This is a genomic window from Methylohalomonas lacus (genome assembly GCF_024808875.1).
Classification (GTDB): Bacteria; Pseudomonadota; Gammaproteobacteria; order Methylohalomonadales; family Methylohalomonadaceae; genus Methylohalomonas; species Methylohalomonas lacus.
Map to the genome: position 1 here is coordinate 20,735 of NZ_JANUCT010000020.1, position 19,140 is coordinate 39,874.

Below are 19,140 nucleotides of genomic sequence, written 5' to 3' on the forward strand. Positions count from 1 at the left end.
TCACCGACCGCCGGTAAACACGGCAAGCCGTTCATAGGCCGGTCCGCAGTCCGCCTGACAGGCGGTCGACGCGGCGGTAAACAGCGCATAGGGGCGGCCATTCGCTACTGCCAGGAACTGGTAGAGTTTTGCGATCGAATAACTGGAAGTTGTAAATCCCCCTACGTCGAAACGGTAAACGACCCGGACTTCTTCCTGTGTATTCTTGTTGACTAACCTGAGTTGTTGGTAGCCGCCCAGTTCTCCCTTATCCTTTACCGCCCAGTCGGCACGGCCATAGATATTATTGATGTAGGGCAATATCTCCCCGCGCCCTTTACCCTTGAGGTAAAGAAACCGATAGACGGTCACGGCGCCCGCATCCTGTCCGTACTGCGTCACAGAGATATCTTCCGGAACGCTGATCTGTGGCTGCCATTCATAGGCAAGCGGGATATATTCGGTTTCTTCTGTCCGGCCACCTCCGAACGACGATGATACATCGCTTAATTTTACATCTGCCCTCCCCGCGTCCTCGTACCGGTCGAGCATGTACGGTGCAGCCGAGATGGACAGCCAGAGCACGGCGAAACCGATTATGACGCCGGCGAGTTCCATGGCCGGTCTTTTATACAAGCGCTGCCCGGGACTGTTATCCGCCGCCTGCGTATGGCCGCCGGTATCGCCAGGAGAACTATATCTGCTGCTTAAAATAAGCAACGGCAGTATGAATAGAAGGAAAACGACCCAGCCAAGCATTTCATGATCGTCGACCAAAGGGCTTTGCATCTCCGAGAAGTAAGCGATCAGAATTATGATGTAGACCCGAACCCAGTTTGCAAGCAGTGACAGGAACACCGCTGCTGTTATTAGCAGCAACTGTCTCTTCAGCGTTATGCAATTCAGGTAGCTGCCGAGCACGCCGAGAAATGAGCCTATTATGAAATACCGAATACCCGAACAGCCAGAGACAATCATAATTTCGCCGGAAGGAATGAAGATGCTGTTGCCCGTTATATGGGCAGTGATGCCGCTAAGCTGAACCAGATACTGAACAACTACCGTAGTGAGTGCCAGTAAAGCGTTATTAAGGTGATCCCAAAGGGGTATGGCGAAGTAAAGCAATCCCAGAGGTACAACAATCCTTTTAGCCTCTCCGGTACCGGCGACTAATGCAAACGACAGCAGAATAATAACAGGCAGCAGGAGATACTGTACCAGCTCAACTCCAATGACAGCTGCCACTTCCAGGAGCATAGAGAGCAACAGGAGTGGCAAGGCATAATACCAGTTCGGAGAGATCGGGTCGTACCGCTTCACGTTAAGAGCCCGGAAGGTCAGGAAGAGACTAGTCGCAGCAACTAGAAGACCGTGCCCATAGGTTTCGTCAAATACCAGCCATAATGAGAACAAACCCGACAGGGCGTCCTGAAAGACAAAAGCGATAAATGCCAGGCAAAGCAAGAACAGGCCGAGTGATTTATACTGCGGGACATTAAAATTGACGACGGATTGCATCCTTCTATTATTCATTAGGATGTTCGTCTATTAACCGGCGACCATTCTGGTCTGCTCGCTACCAGAAAGAGGGCTCGGCAGGCCCAGTTCGTCCATGAATATATCCTGTAGTGCTCCCCAATTGAACTCGGCAAGCAGCAGGGAAAGCTTGCTCTGCATACGATGCAGGTTCTTGTAATGCCTGAATCGTGTTTTCAGATTCAGCCCCTTGGGGCGCGGTTGGCCTGGATCCAGTTCCCAGGGATGAAAATAGAATATGCAGGGCTTGTTATCATTTCGGTTTATTCGGTTGATCATAGATCTGGAGATCATATATGGAAATAAACGGAAATAGCCGCCACCAGCGCAAGGCACCCTGTGGCCACGCCATTGATACGTCGAAAGAGGGATCTCCAGCAAACTGCCACCGCCCGGCCGATAGGCAAAGCGGTAGCCACCAGGTATGCCATACAGATCGTGATGGATAGGATAAACGCTGGAGCTGTATTTGTATCCGGCTGAATCCAGTTCTTTGTGCGCCCAGTGGTTCTCAGCGTTAATAGAAAAGCTGGCAGCCCGGTATCCGTGAACAATATTGCCACTGATATCTTCAAGCAGATGCTTGGTTCGGATGATGTCGTTCCTAAACGCCTCGCGGTCTTGTCTATTGATCCTGACATGGGAATAACCGTGACTGGCAATTTCGTGACCGGCATTGGCAATCCGACGCACCATCTCGGTATGCCGCTCCGCGATCCAGCCCAGTGTGAAGAATGTGGCCTTTACACCATGATCATCGAACATAGACAATATCAGGTCGATATTTTTCTCGATACGACAAGGCAGACTTGCCCATTCCTCTCTGGTGATATGATTCTCAAAGGCAGAGACTTGAAAATAATCTTCGACATCCACCGTCATTGCATTTCTTATTTCACTCCGCATCGTAGGAGAATTCCGCGGTGATCTGGTTTTCGGACGAACCGTCTGAATTTTCGTTCCAGAATTCATTTTTTACATCATCCAGAATTGCCTCGAAAGACTGATTATCAATTCGATGAAGTTCCTCCACATGGCCATAAAGAAGTACGCGTCCGCATAGCAGATTTATCTTTCGTGGAATTCCACCCGTAAATTGATGTATACCCTCGATCACGTCATTGTCGATAATCGGATCATTCTGCCAGCCCGATAGCTTAAGACGGTGTATTATATATTCTTTGGTTTCCTGCAGATCCAAAGGCTCAAGATGATGAGTAGCAATTATTCTCTGGCGCAATTGTTCCAGATCCGCCGCTTGTAAAATTCTTTTAAATTGCTTCTGACCGAGAAGAAAACACTGTACCAATGGTTTCCCTTGCCATTGCAGGTTGGAAAGCATACGCAGCTCTTCTAAAGAGTCCCAGGGTAGATTCTGGGCCTCATCGACAATCAACAGGATACGCTTGCCAGCATGCGCGCAACTCTTGAAGTATTGATACATATTTTTAAGTAAATAGGCCTTATTAATATCTTTATAGCGGAGCCCGAATTCAGCTGATGTCAGGCGCAGCAAATCCTCTGCCTGCAGCTTGGAATTTACAATATTAGCTATTGTATAATTCTGATTTTCTATTTTTTTCAGCAAATAACTGACCAGTGTAGTCTTTCCGGCGCCAACATCTCCTGTAATGACAATAAATCCCTCTTCTTGCTGCAGACCGTATAATAGATACGATAAAGCTCTTTTGTGGGTTCTGCTGTTAAAAAAGAAACCAGGGTCTGCCGTTAATAAAAAAGGATTTCGCTTGAGTTTATAAAAAGATTCGTACATAAAGTTCTAGAATTTTTTGTTAATGCTGAGGAAAAGACGATTCTCGGTATACGATTCACGTGAAATATTTGAGCTGGCGTCAATGTAACGATAGCCTACTCTGGCATCGAGACCAGGATTGATCTTTCTGACTAAACTGTAATCAATCACACTGAAATCCTGTTCTCTGCCTCTTTGGAAAAGATTTCTACCACTTTCGTTTGTGCTCAGCGACAGGCTTAGCCGAGAATCCAGTTTTCTGTTGACATCCCACAACCAGGATAGCTCGGCACCCTTAGATTCCTCACTCCGGTTGCTGAGTTGAAATTCACGGTCCTCCATGAATATCGACAAATCCAGAGTGTTTTTTCTATGAGTGTACCTGAATGCGAAGTCGAGTCGTTCACGTATGAAAACTTCCGGAGATTGCACCGGAACATTGACGTTAAGCACTGCCGGATCGCCAGTATTCGGATTAGTTACTGGATTGCCAAAATTGTCGACCAGGGAAAATACCTGCTGCTCAAAAAGAACAGTTCTGGTGACATCCGGACGTCGTTGAAAGGTGAGTTGCGTGCGGGTTTTCCTGGTACGGTGGGAGGCGTCGACAACTATATCAGTGCCGAAAAAACGTTCGCCGAATGTTGCTTCCAGTGAAGTTCTGCGTGAAGGCCTCCAGACACCGCCCAGTCGCCACAACGGACCGTCGATGCTTTCACCAGAATTCGCAAACTCATTATCATCGTATCCAGCAACTGCCTTCAATCCAAACTTTTGTGTGATCAGATACACTCCCTCGGCAGTTACATTCCGAAATCGTGTTGACCCTGCTCCATCATTGTCTATTTCTTCATTCTTGAAGTGCACACCCCAAAGCAGCCGATTAAATTCAGTACCACTGGAAAGATCAAAGGAGACTATATTACTGACACTGTCGAATGTTCGACTGGATTCGACAGCATTCCTTTCATAGCGTAATTCGGCATCCATAAAGTTGCCTATTCGTTCCTGCCAATAAGGACTTACACTGTAAGTCAAGACACTAGCACGATCGTCAGTAAGTGAAGTATTATCCAGCGTGATACCGCCTGTATTTGTTATATTTTGCTGACTGCTGGATGCTGACGCATCTAGAAATAATCTGTCCTCTAGCAATTCACCAGTACCAGTCGCATCCAGAAGGTTGATGAATTGGTTTTCCTCGGAATGATTTTTGTAAAAGTTTCCCTGAAGTTGGTAATTTAAATCAAGCTTCAGCCGCCTACTTTCCCGTGCTATGGATATACCAGGTGTTACAGTTGTTATAAAATCACTACTCTCGAGACCAGACGGCGCAAGTCCGACATTGTCAGTGAAAATCTCGCTAACGCTGAGTGACGGTGTGAATGTCCATGGATCAGCATAAGCATTGGAGACGATTGCCAGCATGACTGGCGCAGACAACCATTGCAAAACAGCTGGTAAAGTAGCGCGCCACATCAGACTGAACCATCCATTGCTTTCATCTTTGTGGCCAGAGGGAAATTTACGTGACTATAATAACCGTACTCTGAAACGAGACGTTTGTTACTCTTGTTCAGCAAAATACCAATATACTGAACATCGGCAATAGCCTGCAGCGCGTCCGTGACCAATTGCTGGGATGTTTTTTCGGCCTCAATAACGAATACTACTTGACCGACAAGTCTGGCCAGGATTTGAGTAGATGAATCTTGCAATACCGGTGAAGCATCAAATATAACTATACGATCGTGATAACGGGCAGATAGTTCTGACAATAATCTTTGCATCTTTTCTGTAGCCCATAATTCATGAGTGGCATCAGAGTAGGTACCAGCTGGAAGTATCGTCAAGTTAGGAACATTTGTCTTCAACATATAATCTGACAAGTCGGTATTATCTGCCATTAGATAATCAGTCAGCCCAGGTTCTTCCTCAAGGCCGAGATAATTGCTGGTCGTATGCTTGACTATATCCGCGTCAATAAACAAGGCGGTACGATCAAACTCTCTGGCTATACTTAGGGCGATATTCAATGAAGAGAATGATTTACCTTCTTTTGAAACTGCGCTGGTTACCATAACAAGATTGCGGTTTTCCAGATGCGCACCTTCAGCCTCAAAGGCATTAATAAGAATAGGCCTTTTTATACGCCGATATTGCTCAGCCAGGGTTATATTGACAGCTTCTGGTACTAAATAACCAGACTTCTTAAGCATCTCTAGGTCGAGAGCTATTTCTCTGGATTTTTTTGCTTCTTCATTGGCAAGCATTGCCGATTTCTGATGCTCTTGTTCTTCTGTTTGTATACTTGATATTTCAGACCTCTTACCCTCCCAGTGCATTGGTTCATATACAACAGAATCCTGTTCAGGATCAAACTTGTCCTCACTGGGACGTGCTGCCTTATCAGGCGTGTCTTTATCCAGCTTCTCTAATAATTTTTCTATTATACTCATGATATTATTCAATTAGCCGATTTATGAACGTTGTAACGCCGGGGTCGAGACCGTTATGAACTAGCAGGCCGCCATAAGAAATAAATAATATAACCAATGACATGTTAAACATAATGAATCTCTGCCGCCGTTTAGAAACTGCCTCATCATTCCAGAACATAGATACGACACCTAAAACAGGTAATTCAATGTTTTCTACCAACTGACGCTTGCTATAAATGGTCGGTCGAATCAACTCATAGACAATCGCCAGACCAATACCTGCTACGATAGCAGCCAGTAATACCAGCGTACTAAGAAGTATACGGTTTGGACTCACAGGGCTAACCGGCACCATTGGCTGCTCTAGTACTCTGAATTGCATTTCCTCGCCAGTTTGACCAGCCTCAGAGCTGAGTTGCAACGACTGCTGTCGCATTACAAGCTGTTCATAAAGTTCTTTGGTCACCTCATAATCCCGGTTCAAACTAACCAATTGTGCCTCTACCTCGGGCAGTGTTGACAATTGATTATTCATTTCTGTACGACGTCTACGATACTCGTCCAATCTGGCACGTAGCGCCGAGGTTTCTGCCTGCGTCTCACCCAAAAGGATGTTAAGCTCCTGGTACAGTGTAGAATTCTGTAGGCCTGGACTAACCTGATTGGCTTGTGGCTCCTCAGCCCCCTCCTCCTGAACCTGTTTTTGTTCTCTCATCTGCTCCAGCACACGCCGCGTGCTGATTATGTCGGGATGCTGTTCGGTGTATTTAAGCAACAGTTCATCCAGCCTGGTTTCCATGCTCTCGATTCTGCTCTCCAACGGTGTCTGCGCTATTTCTGGAGAAGAAGGACTATTTGATGATCTATCTCGTAGTGAAGCGATCTGGGCCTGAAGGGTACGTGTCCGATTTTCGGCTTCGTTTAGCGACAATTCCGTTTCCTGTATTCTGGTCTCAAGTGCATTAATTCTGGAATAGATACCATTACCCTCCTCCATCATAATGCCGGCATTTTCCTGCTTAAATTTCTTGAGTCTATCTTCTGCTTCATTTTGTTTACGCGCATATATAGCTACTTGATTATCAACGAACTCCTGTGCTTGCTGGTTATCTTTACGGCCTGTACCAAGAATGGTTTCAATGAAAATATTCAATAAAACTTCTACTACATCTTTTGCCATCTGAGGGTTCGTATGCAAGTAACTGATGCTATATATATTACTGGAGTCATTTCGTGTTATGGATTCCGAAGAAATACGTATGTCCCTGGCAAGCTGGCTCAATAGCTTTTCTATCTGCTCTGGATCAGATTCATTGATCGCAAGATTTAGATCCGTCTCTCTTACAACTTTTTCCAAGTTGGGACGTACAAGTAATGTATGTTGCATAACACGTGCAGCATGTTCACGCATACTGCTGTCAACAGCAATTCCCGAAAGCAGTGATTTAAGGACTGTTTCAGTGTCAATATAAATTCTTGTTTCCGACTGAAATTTATCAGGTATAGACTGAACCACAGTCCATCCAACTAGGCAGATCAAAATAGTGCTGGCCAGCATAATCCAGCAGTTATGAAACAAAACCCATTTATAATGATTAATTTGTTCGAATATTTCATTCATCACGGTCGGGCTCGTTTAAAAAGTAATTTATACATTTGTTAAAAATAGGATTCCGGAATCACCAGGATATCTCCAGGTGCAACCTCTGTATTAGCACTTAGATCACCCTGTTTAATCAGGTCATCGATCTTTACATTAAAATTATTTTCCGAGCCATTTATATTGCGCACTATAATTGCCCTGTTACCCGCTGCGAATTCAGTCAGACCACCGACTTCAATCATCACATCCAGAAGGGTCATATCGTTACGATAGGGAATTGCCCTGGGCTCCGCTGCTTCTCCGACTACTCTTATTTGCTGAGAATGCGCACCTACGATGCCTACTACTGTCACAGTGACTAGTGGATCTCTAATTACTTCAACCAGCGCCATCTCGATATCCTTGGCAAGCTGTATTGGTGTCTTGCCACTGGCCATGATGTCGCCAACAAGCGGGGACGAAATGCGTCCATCTGGCATCACGGGAATATCAGAGACCGAAATGTCCTCATTGCGCCAGACGAAGATATCCAGTCTGTCACCTGGAGCAATGGTATAGCTGTAATCTTTAACCGCAGGTGCTGGATCACCCGTTTCAACCAAGCTTTGCGCACAACCTGATAGAGTCATTACAGTTAGTAACAGAAAAAGAAATGTATTTTTAACGGTAGTCTCTATAGCATATATAAACATGTCGCTCTCTCTCTAAGATAAAATTTATGTTCCATGTCTAGCCCCATATATATTTTGTTTGTTGAGGTGAATACTCAATTTTTAATACCATGTTTTTCAAGCAAATCGTATAATGTTGGTCTGCTGACGTTCAGGAGTTTAGCAGCCCTGGACACCTTGAAGTTGCTTATATCCATGGCCTTTACCAAAGCTTGACGTTCGGCATCACTCCTTATTGCCCGAAGCTCGGGCATATCGGGCTTGCTGTCAGGAAGCTCCAGATCGATATTTCTAATCTGGCCGTCCTCAGACATTATTATCGCTCTTTTAATCTTATTTTCGAGTTCTCTAATATTGCCTGGCCAGGTATATTCTTCAATTGCAGCAATTGCGCTTTTATCCAGACGACATGTCTTGCCTATTTCCCGGCAGTAGACTTCCAGGAAATGTTTGGCCAGTACTATTGAATCGCCACTGCGCTCATGCAGAGAAGGTATGTGAATGGTAATTTCACTAATGCGGTAGTACAGATCTTCGCGGAACTGACCGATTTCAATTTTATCGGACAAATCCTGATGTGTTGCACAGATAATGCGCACATCGACCTGTATTTCCTCTCTACCACCTACACGCACTATGAGCCTTTCCTGTAGAAAACGGAGGATCTTTGCCTGTAAATGTAATGGCAGATCGCCGATTTCATCCAGGAACAGTGTTCCACCGGCGGCATACTCGATTTTCCCTGGAGTCCGCTTCTGAGCACCGGTAAAGGCACCCTTCTCGTAACCGAATAATTCACTTTCCAGAAGATTGTCCGGTATGGCCGCACAATTGATGGCGACAAAAAGTTCATTCCTGCGCGGGCTCAAGTTGTGCAGGGCACGAGCCAACAGTTCCTTTCCAGTACCAGTAGCACCCAGAAGCAGTGTAGACACTTCGGTCGGTCCGACCTTCTCAACCATTCGACACACCTCAGCCATCTGCGGGCTTGAGGCAACCAGGCCTGAGAGCTCACCATGTCGGTTCGATTCGGCCAGTCGTCTGTTTTCTTGTTCCAGTTCACTCAGTTTGTATGCCCTGTCTACAATTAGAGATAGAACATCCGGTTCCATGGGCTTCTGATAAAAATCGTAGGCGCCCAGCTCGACAGCCTTTAATGCATATTCTCGCTCGCCGTTGCCGGTGACAACGATAACCTTGGTCTCAGGGGCACAGGAAAGGATTTCGCTCAATACCTCCATGCCTACTGTGGCATTGGCCGAATCAGGGGGTAGTCCCAGATCCAGCGTAATCACTGGCGGTCTGTGTCGCCGGACTTGATCCAAAGCTGTCTCACGATCACCCGCCTCGAATACAACGTAATCAGGGAAGCACCAGTACATCTGTTTCAGAAGGCCGGGATCATCTTCAACTATTAGTATGGACCGATTTTTTTCAGGAGGGAAAGTCATGAATTCATCGCGACCGCATAATTATTTGGAATGGTCTCCTCCTGGAGGCAGGGAATGGTAATAGTAAATACCGTCCCAATGCCGCAATCACTGATCACCTTGATACTACCGCCGAGTCCACGGATAATCTCACGGCTTTCATAAACACCAATACCCATGCCAGCGTTACCCTTGGTTGTATCGAAGGGTTTGAACAGTCTGGTTTTTATAAATTTCTCGTCCATTCCATGGCCGTCGTCGGCAATCATTATTCGAGCCAGGCTCTCCTGTCGGTCAATGCTTATCCATACCTCGCCGTCTTCGCTTGCCGCCTCCTGAGCATTCTGGATCAGGTGCTCAATGGCTGAAGTCAGTTTGTCTTTTTCTGCTCTGACAAAGAGGTTGAGGTCAGAATTCTTCAAGACAGGTACCGGTTTGCTGATGCGCCTTGTGCCGATAACATGCTGAATCAGAACGGCGATATCGAGCTTCTGAGGTGCGGAGGATATAATAACTTGATCCTTTCCTAGGTATCCGAGCAGGTTATTCATCTTGGTTGAAGCGTTCGTGATCGTCTCCATTACATCATTCAGGAATTCAGGATTTTCCTTGTATTTTGGAAAATTTGAGGTAACAAAATTTAACTGTGCAACAATATTTTTTATATCATGCACCATGAATGCCGATAGACGATTGAATGTCTCAAATTGCCTCGCCTCGGAAAGCGCCTCTGTTGTCTTGAGCAGGTCCAGATAAGCAGCAGTTTGGAAGCTTACGGTTGACAACAAATCAATATCTTCCCAGTCAAACGATGCGTTTCCGTGTGGTCGCTGAAGCATAATAAAACCGGTCAGCGAACCCTTGTTGAGTAATGGAACAACCAACCATATTGAATTGCATGAGATAATCCATTGCGGTATTTCAAGGTCGTCGAAGTTACTTAGGTCTGTCCTGTATTCATCCAGGTTTATTATCCATGTATTATCCTGCATAAATCGGACAAACCTTTTATTGGCAGGTATGTCGTCATTAACAGCATCATGAACACCGATGTTTCCGGAAAGAACATAGCAGTCCTCGTTATCAGGCAGCCATAATGTGCCTCCGGGGCTTTTTACCACACCAGCGACTGCCTTAATTATCGTTTCATAGATCTTCGAATTATCCTTGTTCTCTGCCAACGTACGTGCGAAACCCAGCCACTCTTCGCGATAATCATATTTATTTCTGTAAAAATGCTTGGCAAGGAAGACTCTTAACCTGGCACGTAATTCCGTCGAGAAGAAAAGAATAACCAGGATCAGGATGGCGCCGAAGAGGAATATGGTTTGTAGCGCAGGACCCCATTCACCACCGAAGCTCCTGACATAATAACCCGCCAGAGCCATGGTCATCATATAAACACCTGCTGCCACTGCGACGGTGCTATGATAAATAACGTGGCGGGAAACAAACAAATCCAATTGCCAGTCCGGATTCCTGGCAACAGACAAGGCAATTAAAGGAACACATAGAGCATTGACAGCGCCGCGTGCATCCATAAGGTAGATATCAATACCTTTAAACAATAACGCATCTGAATACATAAAAAGGTCATAAATAAACAGACCGCCGATACCGAAACACATGAATTTTAGTGCCCAACGTCTGCCGGGATTCGTGCTACTGTATAATTTCTCGATCAGTAGCAGGCCCAGCAAAGCAATTGTTATATGACCAATGTAAGTCAGATTTGCACCAAATAAGGGCGATATCAGTCCATCACCCGATGCAACTGAATAGGTCGCAAGTAAAAGCAGCATGAGTGGTAATCCACATATTAGTGGCAAAACACCTCGCAGCGCCGGGCGGGAGAAATCTGTCGATTGTCGGCTCAAGACGGTATACAAAAACATCATCCATGCTGCATTGCGAAAAATTTCAAACATATGCGCCGATAATGGCAATGTTCCGGCAGTAACAGGATTGAAAACCAACACCGCGAACCAAACCGCGGATATGACACTGGATAAAAGCAGTAACCCGCCGATTATCTGACCACGCCAGTTAGCCAGTAATAATGCTGAGAGAATCAGAAACATGAGTGTTCCTGATGCATTACCGAGTAAAGCAAGGTCAAGCATAATTTAGGCCAACGCTGTCGTGATCCATTAACCTGCCCCTGAACAATTGCCGTAATGGTTATTAATTGACTTTAATACTGTTACGGACATTTGAAACAGCGGATCAAGCCTGTATCCGTTATTAGATGACCGAACCAAAGGCTGATCACGCACGGATTCAGCCTTCATAATCGCTTTAGACAGGCCTTCCAGTCTGTGCGGTAGAGTACATAAAAGCCAGGCACACCCTCCCAGGTACTGTCTGGCCCCGCATAGACAGGCTTCTTTCATTCGTTAGCGCTGTTTACTCATTTGTGTATGCAATCGCACAGATCGGGAAACTCTAAAAGTCGATCATAATCACCTCAATCTTTGCACCACTATAACTAACTCAAAGAAGCGCCAGGAATTGGTACAGGATTGAACCAATGAGCAGAACCGGTTTTACCCGGCGGCATCTATGAGGAGAGCAGTTTAGATGTATAAGATATTCGGACACTACATTCCAAGAACTCTGTTACGACTATATTTATTGGAAGTAGTTATACTGTTTTTTTCAATCACAATTGCAATGTTGTTTTTTTATAACATTGCTTTCCAGGATTCGCCCGATCGGAACCAGAACCCCAGTATATACATTGTTATAGCGTTTTTTATTCTGAGCATGCACCTGGCCATGATCTCTGCAGGTCTGTATCAAAGAGACCTGTCTAACAAAGTAGTAACACAATTTCTACGGATCTCGCTCAGTTTTATAATGGGCATCCTTCTATTTCTATTAGGCATTCTCGCACTCAGTCTGGTCAATATTTGGCTGCCACAAACCTACTTTGACCTGCAGGTACAATCCCTTGCTCTCGGCTGTGCCTTTATAGCGATTCTATCCAACCGTCTTCTACTCTGTAGAGATAAGGTAAACACATCAGGGAATCATCGCGTACTGATTGTGGGGACCGGCGTAAAAGCCTCACAGCTGGAGCAGCGTCTTTCATCTGCAAAAAGAGCGAAGAGTTTCCTGTGCCATACCGATACCGCTATTACTGGATATGTTGATATACCGGGAAGCAATGGCCCATCCCTTATAAACAAGAACAGAATCATTGTGGTTAATGGAACCCCATTATGCAGGTATGCAAAAGATAATCGAATCGAAGAAATAATCGTTGCCATGGATGACCGTAGAAACAAAACGCCAATGGATGACTTGATTGAATGCCGTATGAACGGAATCTATGTCACTGATGTAACCCAATTTCTTGAGCGAGAGACTGGTAGTATAGTTCTCGAAAGCTTTCAACCTGGCTCGTTTATTTATTCTGAAGGATTTATGCAGGCATTCAGATTAAAAACCAAACGATTCATGGATATATGTGTCAGTCTGTTTATTCTGACATTATCCTTACCCATAATGCTTATTACAGCTCTTGCGATTCGTTGTGAATCAGGTGCCGGAAGCACGATTATATACCGGCAGGAAAGAGTCGGATGGAGTGGCAGGCCATTCAATCTTTTGAAATTCAGAAGCATGATTGAAAATGCAGAAAAAAATGGCACTGCAATATGGGCGGAGCAGAATGATGCACGTGTAACGTGGGTTGGCCGACTTATCCGAAAAATCCGCATTGACGAGCTGCCCCAACTGTTCAATGTGCTTAAAGGAGAAATGAGCCTGGTAGGTCCTCGCCCGGAACGCCCACAGATCGTGGCCGAGTTAGCCAAAGAAATACCGTTTTATAACTTGCGTCACAATGCGGAACCGGGCTTAACAGGCTGGGCACAGATTTGCTATCCCTACGGCGCTTCTGTCGAAGAAGCCAGACAGAAACTGCAGTACGATTTGTACTACATAAAGAATTACAGTCTATTCCTGGATATCGACATTATTCTACAGACGATGGCTGTTGTACTACTTGGCAAGGGTGCCAGGTAATGAAACCGTCAATAAACAAAGAAACCACTGATGTCGGTTCTTCCCAGCCATTCTATGAATTGCTAAAAACACGGACAAAACGACGCGCGGCTCAACAGATGTCTAGAATGATTCATAACATCAAAACAACGCAAAAGGCAATGAATTGGTTATTGAATTGGACTTAAAAAAAGAGTTGACGAAATGAATGAAACCAAGGAGCTGCGATTCAAGACCGGCGACATGGCTTTAATAAAATGCCTCGCGATATTGATTGACTACTCGTATCAAATACTCTCAAAAGGAGCAAGGCATGATCATTTCATTGATATGCACAGGCCTTTTGTTTCTGAGTATATAAATGACGATAATCTTATGCCCTCGAATGAAGAGCAGATATAAGCCTTAAAGGAAAGTTCTATGCATACAGCTAAATCAATATTCAAAATTAGTTTTATATCTCACTGGCGTATTGTCCGCCTGGTTGTTGGCCTAACTCTGTTGTTTCTTATAGCTTCCTGCAATACAAGATCTACATCAGAGCAACATCTTGAGACAGCTCGTGGTTATATTGCTGAGAATAAGCTTAACGCCGCGATAATCGAACTCAAAAATGCTCTGCAAAAAGATCCTGACCAGCCAGAAGGAAGGTGGCTGCTAGGTAACGTCTATTTACAGTACGGTAGAGGTGCCGCTGCCGAGCGTGAATATGCTATTGCCCGGGATCTTGGCTATACAGAAAATAAACTGGCACAGGGCGTGTTGCGTTCTTATCTACTTCAGAACAAATATCAGGAAGTAATCGATCATACCGCCACTTCCGCCGAGGGCAAGACTCTCTCCGCCGACATTCTTGGCCTCAGAGGCGAAGCCTTTGAGGGTCTGAACCTGCCCCAGAAGGCAGAGAGCAGTTTCAAGCAGGCACTGGCCATGGACAGTGATTCTATTAATGCAAGACTGGGGCTAGCCAGAATCGCTCTGGACAATAACAACCATGAAGAGGCTCGAAAATTAATCACAGAAGCAGAAGATATTGCACCGAATGAAGTTGATATGTTGATCCTGAAAGGCGAACTGGCTCTTAGGGAAAACAATCCTGAAGCGGCCGAACAGTCGTATGCCCAGGCAGCAGCTATCGCGTACTACAATATCACCGCGCAATTCGGCCTGGTACGGGCTTTACTGGCCCAAAACAAGTATGACGCCGCGATTGAACCACTTAAACGCGTAAATACGCTGTCCCCGAATCATCCAATGGTAAGTTATTTCCAGGCGATACTTGCCCTCCGAAATAATGATGTGGAATCAGCCCGGACCCATCTTCAGAGGGTTCTGAAGGCACTTCCCAATCATGCAGAAAGCCAACTATTGATGGCACAGCTGCTTTATAGCAAAGGACAGCTTGAACAGTCACAGGATTTCCTCAAAGCTTTTCTTGGACAACATTCTGATTATATTCAGGCACGTAAACTGATGGCAGCAGTCCAGATACGCCTAAAAGAATCTGAAGCTGCGATCGATACAATCAAGAGCATTATCACCAGCGAAGGTGAAAGTCCGCAATTACTTACCATGTTGGCGCGAGCCAATATAGAATCTGGTGCTGTTAATACAGGTATTAAACTGCTTGAACGTGCCCTTGAGATGGCACCCGACAATCCACAGCTACGTAATTTGTTGGCGAGCGCCTATCTAAATCAGGATTCAGCTGACCAGGCCGGATCTATGTTAGAAGTTGCCATTAGTGAGACACCAGACATTCTACAATCCAAAGTACTGGTGGTAGCAACCCATATTAGAAATGATGAGCATCAGGCTGCCGTTACAACAGCAAATGACCTGACAAACATCAATCCGGACAGTGCCATGGCCCACAATCTTTTGGGTGTGGCCTATAACAGAAGTGGTAACACAAAGCTGGCGCGAGAACAGTTCGAACATGCCTTGAAATTGGATACAGAGCTTATCTCAGCATTATACAATCTGGCTCAGATGGAAAAGGTGCAAGGTAATATAGAGATGGCAGAGAAGCACTATCAGGAGATCCTTAATATCAATGCCAACCATCTCCAGACTCTCCTTCAAATTGCCAGACTTGAGGTCGAGCGTGGTAACAACGATAAAATGATTGAGTTTCTGGAACAAGCCAGGGCCGGAAATCCTGATGCAATTAGACCACGTGTCATTCTGAGCCGTTATTACATGGCAATTGGAAACAAAGGAAAACTTATTGAAGTAGCGCCAGAATCAGCAAAACTGGCACCAGAGGATGATGATGTCGGGTTATTGCTTGGACAGGCTCAGCATCTGAATGGCAGGTCTAATGAGGCGCTGAAAACCCTCACAGCTCTGCAAAAAAAACTACCAGATTCAACTGACATACTTTATGAACTAGCCCGCGTACAATCAGATCTTGGTAATTTTGATGCCGCCAGCAATAATCTCGATAAGGTTATAAGCCTTATGCCGGAGCATATTGGTGCTTTGAGGATGAGAATTGATCTGGCAATCCGGAACAATGAGCTTTCATTGGCTGATAGATACGCCAATAAGTTAAAAAAGCTGCAGCCTGATTCATCAGCTACAGCAACTCTGAGAGGCGATATACACTTATCCGAAAACAGATTCGATGAGGCTATCGCAGCTTATGAAGAAGCCTATCAGGTTGACCGATCATTCACTAATGCCAGCAAACTGACGCGAGCCTATCAAGTATCTGGGAACCCCAATAAGGCCATGACCGTCCTTGAGCAATGGCTTGCAGAGCATCCTGAAACGGCAATAAAGCATTATGAAAATGTCCTTGAGAAAGAGCCTAACGATACAGTCGCACTGAACAATTTGGCCTGGCTCCACATAGAAAAAGACATATCTCATGCTCATGAACTGGCCGAGAAGGCATACAATCTTGTGCCTGAAAACAGCGGGGTCATTGATACTCTAGGCTGGATACTGGTCAAGCAAGGAAAGCATGAGCAGGGAATAGAACTGTTACGCAAAGCGCTGGAGTTGAGTCCTGACTCACCAGACATGCGTTACCATCTTGCTTATGCTCTGGTCGCTACCGGCGACGAACAGCGCGCCAGAAATGAGCTCGACATGATACTCGCAAGTGACAATGTTTTTCTGGAAAGAACCAAAGCCGAAGATTTATACGTCACGATAAAATAACACTTAAGATCTGAACTTCTATATATATTTTGTTCAGTCAAATTCATGGCAGAGAAATACTGATTAAAATTATGTCAAATAAAACTGTTTTAGTTACCGGAGGAGCCGGATACATCGGCAGTCATGTGGTGTTGGCACTGCTAAAGTCAGGTTATATACCAATAGTTCTGGATGACCTGTCAACAGGACATGAAGAATTAATTCCCAGTGAGTGCGAATTCATCCATGGCAATGCGGGCGACAGCATATTAGTTAGTTCTACGATCAGAAAATACGGGATTGGTTCGGTCATGCATTTTGCAGGATCTATTATTGTAGAAGAATCGGTCGACAATCCGTTGAAATATTACAGGAATAACACTGATGTGTCCCGCGGTCTGATCCAGACTTGTGTTGACGAGAGAATTTATCAATTCATTTTTTCCTCTACGGCGGCAGTATATGGTAATACGGAAACAAGTCCTGTATCGGAATCCGATCCACTGTTTCCAGCCAGCCCCTACGGAGCTTCAAAAGCGATGATCGAAAGAATTCTTTGCGATGTCGCTGCCTGCTCACCATTGCGCTATATTTCTTTGCGCTATTTCAATGTCGCCGGCGCCGATCCCTGGCACCGTACCGGACAAATGACAGAAAATGCAACACACTTGATCAAGGTAGCTTGTGAGACCGCTCTAGGGAAACGTAGTGAAATTACGATTTTTGGTGACGACTATGACACGCCAGATGGAACCTGCATCAGGGATTATATTCATGTCAGCGATCTCGCTTCTGCACACGTCAGTGCACTAGAGTACCTGCAGTCACATAATGAAAGCCTAATATTAAATTGTGGCTATGGTGTGGGATATTCAGTCAAACAGGTTCTGGACACACTGCAGAGCATATCGGATGATACTTTGAACATACGGTATGGTTCGCGTCGCCCCGGTGATATTGCAGAGCTGGTAGCCGACAGTTCCCGGCTACGTTCCTTATTGAATTGGGAACCACAATACAATGACTTGAAACAGATCCTGAGTGACGCGGTGGAATGGGAAAAGCTTAATATAAAACCAATTTTACGACCGCGTCAAAACCAACCGGCATCAGTATACAAAACATTATTGTAAGTATTGATTCGTTATAATTCTAGTGGTCATTGCAGACTGTATTTGTCTGAAGATAACTGTTTGAAAAAACGATAAACACTATCGCCTATCATGGAATTCAGTATCAGCCTGTTTTTTTTTCAGAACCTGACATAACAATCAAGATTACAATCGCATCAGGGTAATACCGGAAGGTATGGTTGTTCTATCGAGCTTCGCCTTGATGTCATACACGATGCCCTGCCCTTCCTCCAGATACTTACTAATGGCTTTCCACCCCTGACTGACGTACTCAACGTGCGGCACTGCCAGTATTACGGCTGCTGCCGGTTGCAGATCCCTGTCCTTTAACAGCCGAATACCGTATTCATGTTCCGCTCCTTCCGGATCCGCGAGCGGATCATGCACCTGCACGTTAACACCAAAACTTTGCAATTCCCTGACGACATCAATAACACGCGTGTTACGCAGGTCCGGCACGTCCTCCTTGAATGTGAGGCCCAATATGGTCACTGTAGCGCCCTTAACGCGATTATCATGGGCAATCAACGTCTTTATTAGGCAACTGGCGATATAGTTGCCCATACCATCGTTGATTCCCCGTCCCGAAAGGATCACCTGGGGCGAATACCCCATGATGGCAGCCTTGTGGGTCAAATAATACGGATCGACACCGATACAATGTCCGCCGACCAGTCCCGGCCGAAACGGCAGGAAGTTCCACTTCGTACCGGCCGCCTCCAACACATCGTGTGTGTCGATCCCCAACCGGCTGAAGATCAGGACCAATTCATTCATGAGGGCGATATTGAGATCGCGCTGGGTATTCTCGATAACCTTGGCTGCCTCGGCTACCTTTATGGACGGCGCCTTGTGTATGCCGGCATCTACTACGGACTCGTAGACCGCTGCCACCGTCTCCAATGATTCCTGTGTCTGGGCGGAAACTACTTTCTTTATGGAAGTAAATCTGTGTTGCCTGTCGCCAGGATTGATGCGCTCCGGCGAGTAGCCAACGAAAAAATTCATGCCGGCATGCAAGCCTGATTCCTGCTCCAGGATGGGGATGCAGTCTTCTTCTGTAGCACCGGGATAAACCGTTGATTCATAAACAACAATATCGCCGGTCTTGATCTGTTTGCCCAGTATCCGACTCGCCGCGAGCAAGGGTCCGAGATCGGGGCGCTTAGCCGCATCGATCGGCGTTGGCACCGCCACGATATGGAAATCGGCCTGCTTCAGTTCAACAGGATTAGAGGTGAATCGGATATCCGTCCGGGCAAATTCGGCAGCCTCGATTTCGAGAGTACTGTCATGACCAGATTGGAGTTCCGCAATGCGTGATTCATTGATATCAAAGCCGATAACCTTGTGCTGTCTGCCAAAGGCGACCGCGACCGGCAAGCCTACATAACCCAGTCCTATGACAGAGATCAGACGTTCATGTGCCATAT

General features: G+C 45.7%; 13 protein-coding genes. 3 read left to right on the plus strand and 10 right to left on the minus strand.

Translation table 11 applies throughout. From position 1 onward, the window contains the following. The 9 genes from xrt to prsK all read right to left on the minus strand — a co-directional run bounded on the left by xrt (position 1) and on the right by prsK (position 11,536). On the minus strand, positions 1 to 1,497 hold the full coding sequence (xrt, locus tag J2T55_RS11695; RefSeq protein ID WP_259057097.1) for an exosortase: 1,497 nt from the start codon (positions 1,495 to 1,497) through the stop codon (positions 1 to 3). Positions 1,498 to 1,527: 30 nt separating this feature from the next. Beyond that, positions 1,528 to 2,397 carry an XrtA system polysaccharide deacetylase gene (locus J2T55_RS11700; protein ID WP_259057098.1) on the minus strand — a complete coding sequence of 290 codons (870 nt, stop codon included), beginning with the start codon at positions 2,395 to 2,397 and terminating at the stop codon, positions 1,528 to 1,530. A gap of 13 nt (positions 2,398 to 2,410) precedes the next feature. Continuing rightward, entirely contained in the window at positions 2,411 to 3,289 is an 879-nt protein-coding gene (locus tag J2T55_RS11705) for an XrtA/PEP-CTERM system-associated ATPase (RefSeq protein WP_259057099.1), read from the minus strand. A 6-nt stretch (positions 3,290 to 3,295) separates the two neighbouring features. Further along, positions 3,296 to 4,747 carry a TIGR03016 family PEP-CTERM system-associated outer membrane protein gene (locus J2T55_RS11710; RefSeq protein WP_259057102.1) on the minus strand — a complete coding sequence of 484 codons (1,452 nt, stop codon included), beginning with the start codon at positions 4,745 to 4,747 and terminating at the stop codon, positions 3,296 to 3,298. After that, a complete protein-coding gene (locus J2T55_RS11715; RefSeq protein WP_259057103.1) occupies positions 4,747 to 5,727 on the minus strand; it encodes an XrtA-associated tyrosine autokinase in 981 nt (326 codons plus the stop codon). The genes J2T55_RS11710 and J2T55_RS11715 overlap by 1 nt, the downstream gene beginning before the upstream one ends. Positions 5,728 to 5,731: 4 nt before the next feature. After that, positions 5,732 to 7,330: an XrtA system polysaccharide chain length determinant gene (locus J2T55_RS11720; protein ID WP_259057104.1), complete on the minus strand. Its 1,599-nt coding sequence runs from the start codon at positions 7,328 to 7,330 to the stop codon at positions 5,732 to 5,734. Positions 7,331 to 7,368: 38 nt separating this feature from the next. Then, on the minus strand, positions 7,369 to 8,004 hold the full coding sequence (locus J2T55_RS11725) for an XrtA/PEP-CTERM system exopolysaccharide export protein (protein WP_259057105.1): 636 nt from the start codon (positions 8,002 to 8,004) through the stop codon (positions 7,369 to 7,371). A gap of 74 nt (positions 8,005 to 8,078) precedes the next feature. Continuing rightward, positions 8,079 to 9,434, minus strand: coding sequence for a PEP-CTERM-box response regulator transcription factor (prsR, locus tag J2T55_RS11730; RefSeq protein ID WP_259057107.1), 1,356 nt, complete (start codon positions 9,432 to 9,434; stop codon positions 8,079 to 8,081). Then, the gene (prsK, locus tag J2T55_RS11735; RefSeq protein WP_259057108.1) at positions 9,431 to 11,536 is read right to left on the minus strand and encodes an XrtA/PEP-CTERM system histidine kinase PrsK; all 2,106 of its coding nucleotides are present in this window, start codon (positions 11,534 to 11,536) and stop codon (positions 9,431 to 9,433) included. Before prsK ends, prsR begins: the two co-directional genes overlap by 4 nt. A gap of 457 nt (positions 11,537 to 11,993) precedes the next feature. Between prsK and J2T55_RS11740 the strand changes: the two genes are divergently transcribed. The 3 genes from J2T55_RS11740 to galE all read left to right on the plus strand — a co-directional run bounded on the left by J2T55_RS11740 (position 11,994) and on the right by galE (position 17,707). Further along, positions 11,994 to 13,445 (plus strand): TIGR03013 family XrtA/PEP-CTERM system glycosyltransferase, encoded by a 1,452-nt coding sequence (locus J2T55_RS11740; protein ID WP_259057112.1) that lies wholly within the window; start codon positions 11,994 to 11,996, stop codon positions 13,443 to 13,445. Positions 13,446 to 13,844: 399 nt separating this feature from the next. Continuing rightward, complete coding sequence (gene prsT, locus J2T55_RS11745; RefSeq protein ID WP_259057114.1) at positions 13,845 to 16,595, plus strand: XrtA/PEP-CTERM system TPR-repeat protein PrsT; 2,751 nt, start codon at positions 13,845 to 13,847, stop codon at positions 16,593 to 16,595. Positions 16,596 to 16,666: 71 nt separating this feature from the next. Further along, positions 16,667 to 17,707 carry a UDP-glucose 4-epimerase GalE gene (gene galE / locus J2T55_RS11750; protein WP_259057116.1) on the plus strand — a complete coding sequence of 347 codons (1,041 nt, stop codon included), beginning with the start codon at positions 16,667 to 16,669 and terminating at the stop codon, positions 17,705 to 17,707. Between the two features lie 144 nt (positions 17,708 to 17,851). Here galE and J2T55_RS11755 read toward each other — a convergent pair whose 3' ends face one another. Beyond that, a complete protein-coding gene (locus J2T55_RS11755; RefSeq protein WP_259057124.1) occupies positions 17,852 to 19,138 on the minus strand; it encodes a nucleotide sugar dehydrogenase in 1,287 nt (428 codons plus the stop codon). Positions 19,139 to 19,140 lie beyond the last annotated feature (2 nt).